The sequence below is a fragment of the Peptostreptococcus stomatis DSM 17678 genome (assembly GCF_000147675.1).
Lineage (GTDB): Bacteria > Bacillota > Clostridia > Peptostreptococcales > Peptostreptococcaceae > Peptostreptococcus > Peptostreptococcus stomatis.
The window spans coordinates 1-7928 of sequence record NZ_ADGQ01000026.1; the positions used below are offsets into that span (position 1 = coordinate 1).

Sequence of the window (7928 nt, forward strand, 5' to 3'; positions counted from 1 at the left end):
GGAGTCACATCATAACAGAAGAAATGCGTTTTCGCCAGCATTTAAGTGAATATGCCATTAAGTATGGAGTAACTCGTGCATCAAGACGGTATCATACCAATAGGCAGTTTGTATATCGTCAATTAAAAAAATATGATGGAGATGTACGAAGTCTTGCCTTAAAATCAAGAAAACCGCACAAGAACCCAAATGCCCATAATGTGGAAGAACTTGGCTTAATTCGGCGTATGCTCAAGCGTAATGGTATATATGGTCTTGCAGAAGTATATGTGAGATGCAAGAGAAATGGATACACAAGAAGTTATGGAAAAGTAGAACGAAGTCATAGAGAAGATGGGAAAATACTCTATGGTAGAAAAATATTTATAAGTGAAAAAGAGCTGAAAATGGCTGCAAAAAAGCATATGCAAAGATATAATAGCACAGCTAAGCTCAGTCTTAATTTTAAAAGTCCTAATGAAATAGTATCTGAGTATTTCTCAAAGTGTAACATATGTCTTGACAACTAAGAGTCTTAAATTAGAAGTAGCGAATATGTAAAGTGTAACATTAACCTAAAGATGATATGATATAATATTATATTATATATTGAAAGAGTTAGAAAGTAGGAGGTATTGTGAAAAATTAACTATGCGAAAAGATAATATGGTATGCCTTATCACATACCATATTCAAGTTTATAAAACAGTATTGGAAAGATATTGACATAAAGAGCATAAAAAGTCTTTCTAAAGATAACTATAAGGCTATAATTAAGCGTACACCGGACATAGGCAGTTTTGGAAAAAATCCACTTAGAATACCTCTTACAGGTGGAATCTTGTGGTTATCTGTATATGATGCAATGCAAGGAAAGATGAATCAAGAGCAGTTTGAGGAGATGATCAGTGCTACAATAGAAGCTCCTTTGTTAAAGAAAATTTCCAAAAACAAAAGGTTTTCGATATAAAAAAGCAAAAAAAGAAAATAGAAAAAACAAGATTACAAATGCAGCTTCTGACAGTGAGTTTAATTGGAATACGGAACTTATTTCGGGAAGAGACGAAAACGAATATACAGTGATATATCACAGATGTGGGCTTTGTGCCTTAGGCAAATAGGAACATCATGAAGAATTTTTATAGAAAAAATGCATTAACAAATGTGAATTTGTGAAGGAGTTTATATATGAAAAATAAAAAACTATTGGCTGTTTTGTATGCAATTCTTGCAGCAGCATTTTACGCAATAAATACGCCGTTATCAAAGTTGTTGCTTGGACATGTGCCGTCAACTTTGATGGCTTCATTTTTATATTTGGGCGCTGGTGTCGGCGTAGGGATGATGTATACTTTTCATTGGAAGAATGAAAGAAAGTCGGAGAGACTCGGGAAAAACGATATTCTATACACAATTGGAATGATTACTCTTGATATTGTAGCTCCCATCTTTCTGATGCTCGGTATTAAGCTTGGCAATGCATCAAATGCGTCGCTACTAGGAAATTTTGAGATTGTTGCTACAACATTAATTGCCTTGTGGATTTTCAATGAGAAAGTTTCTAAGAAATTTTGGATTGCAATAGGCTTTATAACATTATCCAGTATTATTTTGTCACTGGACAGTGCGCAGGGATTTAGCTTTTCTTATGGATCTTTATTGGTCTTATTGGCAACCTTGTGCTGGGGTCTTGAAAATAACTGTACACGTAGCATTTCTGAAAAAAGCACCTATGAAATAGTGACGCTAAAAGGAATTGGATCTGGAACGGGAGCATTTATTGTTGCTCTTATTGTAGGAGAAAAGTTTCCGGAAACAAAATATATCCTGTTTGTAATGTTGTTGGGATTTGTATCATATGGACTAAGCATTTTCACATATATTAGAGCACAGAAATATCTTGGGGCAGCAAAGACCAGCGCTTATTATGCAATTGCACCGTTTATAGGCACGATGCTGGCCTTTCTCCTTTTAGGCGATCAACTTACGTGGAAGTATTTAATTGCCCTTGTAATTATGATTGTTGGCACAGTATTTGTTGTTTCTGATACACTTATTCAAAGTCATACGCATTTTCATACTCATGTTATAACACATACTCATGATGGGAATACGCATACACATACGATTGAACATGACCATAGACATCGCCATGTGGGAGATACAGAAAAGCACGAACATAAGATGATTGAAAAATATATAAATTGTGATGAGCATCGTATGGATCATTTGAATTTATAAACCCTAGTTTATCTAAGTAAGGACGGAATAATACAACTGAATATATAAAACAAAAAGCAAGTGTAGATGCTAGTTTAAAAAAATCATATAGAATAATATTACAAATGTACCGACCCCCAAAAGTTAGACCTAAAAATCTAACGATTGGGAGGTAGGTTTTTTCATGGCAAAATATTCTTTTGAAATTAAGAAAAAAATAGTTTCTGAATACTTATCAAGGAATAAAAGTTCAAGATATTTAGCAAGAAAATATGGTATTACTAACAAAAACGAGATATTAAACTGGGTAGCTATTTATAAAAGACTTGGCTATGATGGTTTAATGCGTTCAAGAAAAAATAAAAATTATTCTTTTGAATTCAAGCTAAATGTAGTAAAATTATACATAACAAATGAAGTCTCATACAAAGAGCTGGCCTTATCTCAGGGAATTAACAATTTTTCACTGATTCCTAGATGGGTGAATGATTTTAGAAAAGGTGGCCAGATGCGTTGAGACCTAAAAAGAAAGGTCGGAAGAAGTCATTGAATTCAAACTAAAAGATATTCTCGTAATAGTCAAGTTTCCTAAAACTAGTTATATTATCAAGTTAAAGAGAAGAAGCAAAACAGTGAATAAAAATATAAGTGAGACGGGGTAAATTATGGAAGTAGATTATTTGAAAGACGAACCAAAACTAATTTTGATTTATCCCTATAAGTCAAAATTTAGTATCTTTTGCTATTTGTTTATGGTTATTTCATTTGTCATCAGTATGCTAATATTGAAATACCTTAAAAGTCTTAGGACTGATTTTTCATATATGAGTATTATTCTAATCGTGCTGATTTACATACCGATACTTCTATATTTAATGGTATATCCTCTATTTTTAAATGGGGTTAAATTAGAACTTTACAATGAGGGTATAGTTAAGTACTATACTTATGGCAGTAGGGGTAATAGTATATTACACATTAGCTTTAGGCTTGAAGATATAGGTCAAATTAAAATTAAAAAACGTCCCTTTGATTGTTTAAAGCTGACCATGAAAATTAAGGATCCTATTTTTTATGGTTTACATGTCAAGAAACTTAATAGGCTTGTAAATTTAAAGAAGGGCCTTGTATCAGCTGATATAGAGGCTTGCTTAAAGATTGATTAATCAACTTTTATAGGAGGAACAAGTAATGCCTGATTCAACTAAAAAAATAAAAGAAGAGATTGAAGCTGAAAAATCTCTCCGCAGTAGCCTTAGCAGGGAAGATTTAGAAAAGATATATATTGATTTAGAAAAAGATAATTTTCCTCCAGATAAAAGGCTTAGATTTATAGGAGATTTATCTGGAAGTAATGAGATGGGATACCACTATGAGCTTATTTGCAAAGATTGGGATAAAGAATTAAATCAACATTTTGAGATGGGTTTTGAGAAACACGATAGACAAGGAATAGAATTCTTATTCAAAAAGTTAGATAAAGCAGAGGATAAAAAAATAAAAATATACACGGCCTATCTTATAGGACAGACCCTTTCAAAATTAAAGCATAGGGATTTTTATTTGACATTTAGAAGTCAGCTTTCAAGTATTATTGTTTCACTTTTGGATACAGATAAGGATATTTTACGTCAAAAGCTTATAATAGCCCTAGGCTGGGTAGGCTCGTATAAAGAAATTGACCTACTGGCTACTTATATGATTAGTGATAAGGATGCTCTATGTAGGGCATGGTCTGCTACGAGTCTTATGCAAATGCTATTTAATGGAGTGTCAGCTAAAGACTTACAAGAAAAAACTAAATTGATATTTGCCAAAAGTCTTGCAGAGGAAAAAGACTTATATGCCTGTGGACTTATAGTAGAGGCAGGGCAAATAATATTCGGAAAAAAATGGATAACTTCGTCTGCAGTAGAAAATAAAGATTCTGTAAAAATTGAAAAGGGGAAAAAATCTGCCTTACGTTTTTTAGAAAAGTTAATTAAGGATTTATAAAAAATATTCTCAACATTATAATATTAAATGTATTAAGTGGAATTAATTAAATTTTAAAGAGGTTATAAAAATGAAAATTCTTTGTATAGGATATTCCTTGACATACGGTAATGTAGGATATTCATATATACCCTATCTTAATAAAAATTTAAAGGCAATCATATGAGGGATACCACATATCAATTTAATAGATTTTCCTAACAAAATAGTAATCTTTTAGTTCAATGACAGCAAAAGTATTAGCAGAAAACATTAATATAATGAGTTTAAATTTTATAAAATAGTTTATCTGTATAAAACCTTGTTTGTATAACTGAATATAAGAAACAGTAAATGGTATATATTTTATATTTCTTCTTGATCACATTTCGAAAAAGATAAATGGAAATACCATTATTACAGAGAAGTTTTTCGAGGAAAACAACATGGATATATCTCTAAACAAGTAATTAAAGCTGGAAGAATCAGGAAAGAAAAATAAGAAATTTATGTGTTTTTTACTTTATAGGAAACTGTAAAGTACTGCAGAAGGCTGATATAGAAAAAAATGATTTAAAATGGTATAATTTTAAATAAAATAGGTTTGTTAGGAGGTATTTTTTATGTCGGCAATTAGAATTGAAAACCTCACTTTTTCATATTATGGATATGTAAAACCCATATTTGAAAATGTATCATTTTCCTTTGATACAAACTGGAAAACAGGATTAATAGGAAGAAACGGAGTTGGTAAATCAACTCTATTTAAGCTACTTCTAAATCAAGAAGTTTATCAAGGGAAAATCAGCAAAGATGCTTACTTTATTCAATTTCCACCTAATATAATTGATACATCAAAATTAGGGATTGACTTATATAAAGAACTAATGTCAGATGAGGAAGAATGGAAATTATTTAGAGAACTTAATTTGCTAAATGTAGATGAGAACCTTATTTACAGAGAGTTTGAAACACTTTCTAAAGGAGAACAAACAAAAATCCTTTTAGCTATTTTATTTACAAAGGAGGATGGATTTTTACTTATTGATGAACCAACAAACCATTTAGATATCGATGGAAGGAAAGTTGTAAGTGAGTACCTGAAAAGAAAAAAAGGTTTTTTGCTTATATCTCATGATAGAGATTTTTTAGATGGCTGTATCAATCATGTTATTTCTATTAATAAAAACTCTATTGATGTCCAATCAGGAAATTTTACATCTTGGTATGAAAATAAAATGAGGAAAGACCAGTTTGAAATCAGTCAAAATGAGAAATTAAAAAAAGATATCAAACGATTAAAAGAATCTGCAAGACAAAGTCAAATTTGGTCAGATAAAATTGAAAATACTAAAAATGGTGTAAAAGTATCAGGTGTAAAACCAGATAAGGGGCATATAGGCCACCAGTCAGCCAAGATGATGAAGAAGTCAAAGAATTTAGAGAATAGACAAAATAAGGCAATAGAAGAAAAGCAGAGTTTACTAAAAGATATTGAAACGAAGGAAAGTCTTTTATTGCGTACATTACTTCATCACAAAAATACTTTTGTAACAGTTTACAATTTATCATCGTACTATGGAGAAAAGCAGATATTAAGTAATGTTAGCTTTGAGATAAAGCAAGGTGATAAAGTGGCTATATACGGTAGTAATGGTAGTGGAAAATCAACCTTGATTAAAATTTTACTGGGTTTAAATGACGAATATACAGGTGAGATAAAATTAGCAAGTAATTTAAAAATATCGTATATCCCTCAAGATACATCGGCTTTAATAGGTAGTCTAAATGAGTATATTTATAAGCAAGGTGTTGATGAAACATTGTGTAAAACAATTCTTAGGAAATTAGATTTTGCAAGAGACTTGTTTGAAATGGACATGAAGAATTATAGCTATGGACAAAAAAAGAAAGTTTTAATTGCTGTAAGTTTGTCAAAACCAGCTCATTTATTTGTTTGGGACGAACCGCTGAATTACATAGATGTAATATCAAGAATACAGATTGAGGAAATTATAAAAGAAGCAAACCCCACACTAATATTTGTAGAGCATGATAAACGATTTGTAGAAGATATAGCCAACAAAATCATACAATTATAAACGAAATAAACGATCCAATTTAGAAAAAGACTGATATATACTTCAGTTATTTTCATATTTATTTCAATGAAAGTTGGAAATCTGTCAGTAAAAAAATGAATATGGAGCGAGATATTAGAACAATACCAGTTTGTAAAGTTAAGCTCTAATATATCCATAGAAAAATTGGTGAAGTGGTTGCAAAAATCTGTAATATAAATTTGAATTATTTACTTTGGAACAATTAGTAAGAGATATATCCAGAAAACCTGACAGTGGAAAAAAGCCATTGAAAATGCTATAATATTAATCAATATAGATAAACGAAATTAATTTACAGGAGTGAAAAATGGACTTGACGAGATATTTAAAAGAAAATATGGTCTTAATTCTGGAAGGTCAGGAGCTAATCAGAGATTTTGTAGATCCGGTCAAGTGGTTAAGTTCGGATTACAAAATGTCTATTCCCGGAATAAAAAAGAAAAAATTGTTAAACAGGAATTAGTGATGATTCAATCATTTTTATTGTTAAAAACACCTGTAACTAATGAACTATATAATTATGTAATGGAAACTGACTATGATATTCAAACAAAAAACTTTCCTGCGGTAAATATAAGTTGGATAGATGCAATTAAATTTTGTAATCTGCTTTCTGAAAAACTTTCATTAGAAAAGTGCTATACATTGAATTCTGCTTCAGAAAAAATTATATTTGATCATTCCAAAAATGGCTTTAGATTACCAAAAGATGAAGAATGGCAATATGCTTGTAGAGGAAATACAGAAGGATATCGATATGACAATATTGAAGATATTGCTTGGTTCAAAGAAAATTCGGATGGTAGATTACATGAAGTAAGAACAAAAAAAGAAAATAATTTTGGGCTTTTTGATATGATTGGAAATGTTTGGGAATGGTGTTTTGATTTGTATGATGAAGAACGATATGGAAACTATCGCATTTTCAGAGGTGGGAGCTTTGCAAGTGAAAAGAGAGCCTGTGGCCTTACTTCAAGGAGAAAGAGTTTTCCGGATTTTAGAATCGATGATTTGGGATTTAGAATAGCAAAAAATAATTTGGAGGGAATTGAGTGAAACATAAAATATTGGAATCAAAAGACAAAACCAAAGTTGTACGAATTGAAGATAAGTCTATTGTAATATCAGATGAACAGTCATTTTTAGATTTATTTATGACAATCGCTTATGAAACGGGAGAAAATAAATTTATCATTAGCAAAGATAATCTTACAGAAGACTTCTTTCATCTTAGCAATAAAATCGCAGGAAATATTTTGCAAAAATTAATAAACTATAAAATGAAATTAGCAATTATAGGCGATTTTTCTAATCATGAAAGTAATGCTCTAAATGCCTTTATTTATGAATGTAATCAATGGAATGATATATTTTTTGTTGAAAGTGAAGTTGAAGCTTTAAATAGATTAAGTAATGGTTAGAACAATAAAATTTTAACTCATATTACTAAGAATTTTATAAAATCTAACACAGGTCAAGAAGCAAGGATTGGGACTTTAAAAATAAATAATAAATACTATTGGTATCGTGAAGAACTTTCACAGATATGTAAGTCATCAGGATTAGAATACAGAGTTACAAAACAAGAACTCAATTATATTATTGAGCAGTACTTTAGGAGTAATTTAATAT

The 7928-nt window shown here is 30.4% G+C and carries 9 protein-coding genes and 1 pseudogene; all 10 read left to right on the forward strand.

From position 1 onward, the window contains the following. Nucleotides 1-509 (forward strand): annotated as a pseudogene (locus HMPREF0634_RS09290) (hypothetical protein); the annotation flags it as partial. A 658-nt stretch (nt 510-1167) separates the two neighbouring features. Beyond that, nucleotides 1168-2220 carry a DMT family transporter gene (locus HMPREF0634_RS02345; protein WP_007788642.1) on the forward strand — a complete coding sequence of 351 codons (1053 nt, stop codon included), beginning with the start codon at nt 1168-1170 and terminating at the stop codon, nt 2218-2220. A gap of 163 nt (nt 2221-2383) precedes the next feature. Next, the gene (locus HMPREF0634_RS02350; RefSeq protein WP_007788647.1) at nt 2384-2716 is read left to right on the forward strand and encodes a transposase; all 333 of its coding nucleotides are present in this window, start codon (nt 2384-2386) and stop codon (nt 2714-2716) included. A 148-nt stretch (nt 2717-2864) separates the two neighbouring features. Continuing rightward, the gene (locus HMPREF0634_RS02355) at nt 2865-3365 is read left to right on the forward strand and encodes a hypothetical protein (RefSeq protein ID WP_040565656.1); all 501 of its coding nucleotides are present in this window, start codon (nt 2865-2867) and stop codon (nt 3363-3365) included. Nucleotides 3366-3390: 25 nt separating this feature from the next. Then, nucleotides 3391-4194 (forward strand): HEAT repeat domain-containing protein, encoded by an 804-nt coding sequence (locus HMPREF0634_RS02360; protein WP_007788640.1) that lies wholly within the window; start codon nt 3391-3393, stop codon nt 4192-4194. A 602-nt stretch (nt 4195-4796) separates the two neighbouring features. Continuing rightward, entirely contained in the window at nt 4797-6275 is a 1479-nt protein-coding gene (locus HMPREF0634_RS02365) for an Lsa family ABC-F type ribosomal protection protein (RefSeq protein WP_007788649.1), read from the forward strand. 328 nt (nt 6276-6603) lie between these two features. Beyond that, nucleotides 6604-6759 (forward strand): hypothetical protein, encoded by a 156-nt coding sequence (locus HMPREF0634_RS09940; protein ID WP_243440496.1) that lies wholly within the window; start codon nt 6604-6606, stop codon nt 6757-6759. Between the two features lie 2 nt (nt 6760-6761). Beyond that, complete coding sequence (locus HMPREF0634_RS02370; protein WP_243440497.1) at nt 6762-7352, forward strand: formylglycine-generating enzyme family protein; 591 nt, start codon at nt 6762-6764, stop codon at nt 7350-7352. Continuing rightward, nucleotides 7349-7717 carry a DUF4180 domain-containing protein gene (locus HMPREF0634_RS02375; RefSeq protein WP_007788645.1) on the forward strand — a complete coding sequence of 123 codons (369 nt, stop codon included), beginning with the start codon at nt 7349-7351 and terminating at the stop codon, nt 7715-7717. The genes HMPREF0634_RS02370 and HMPREF0634_RS02375 overlap by 4 nt, the downstream gene beginning before the upstream one ends. Nucleotides 7718-7753: 36 nt before the next feature. Further along, the coding region (locus HMPREF0634_RS09945) for an SAP domain-containing protein (protein ID WP_243440499.1) at nt 7754-7928 on the forward strand (175 nt) is incomplete at its 3' end.

Excerpts from the sequence above, each read along its gene's own strand:
- HMPREF0634_RS02345 (WP_007788642.1), top strand. The coding sequence starts at position 1,168 with ATGAAAAATAAAAAACTATTGGCTGTTTTGTATGCAATTCTTGCAGCA.
- HMPREF0634_RS02350 (WP_007788647.1), top strand. The coding sequence starts at position 2,384 with ATGGCAAAATATTCTTTTGAAATTAAGAAAAAAATAGTTTCTGAATAC.
- HMPREF0634_RS02355 (WP_040565656.1), top strand. The coding sequence starts at position 2,865 with ATGGAAGTAGATTATTTGAAAGACGAACCAAAACTAATTTTGATTTAT.
- HMPREF0634_RS02360 (WP_007788640.1), top strand. The coding sequence starts at position 3,391 with ATGCCTGATTCAACTAAAAAAATAAAAGAAGAGATTGAAGCTGAAAAA.
- HMPREF0634_RS02365 (WP_007788649.1), top strand. The coding sequence starts at position 4,797 with ATGTCGGCAATTAGAATTGAAAACCTCACTTTTTCATATTATGGATAT.
- HMPREF0634_RS09940 (WP_243440496.1), top strand. The coding sequence starts at position 6,604 with ATGGACTTGACGAGATATTTAAAAGAAAATATGGTCTTAATTCTGGAA.
- HMPREF0634_RS02370 (WP_243440497.1), top strand. The coding sequence starts at position 6,762 with ATGATTCAATCATTTTTATTGTTAAAAACACCTGTAACTAATGAACTA.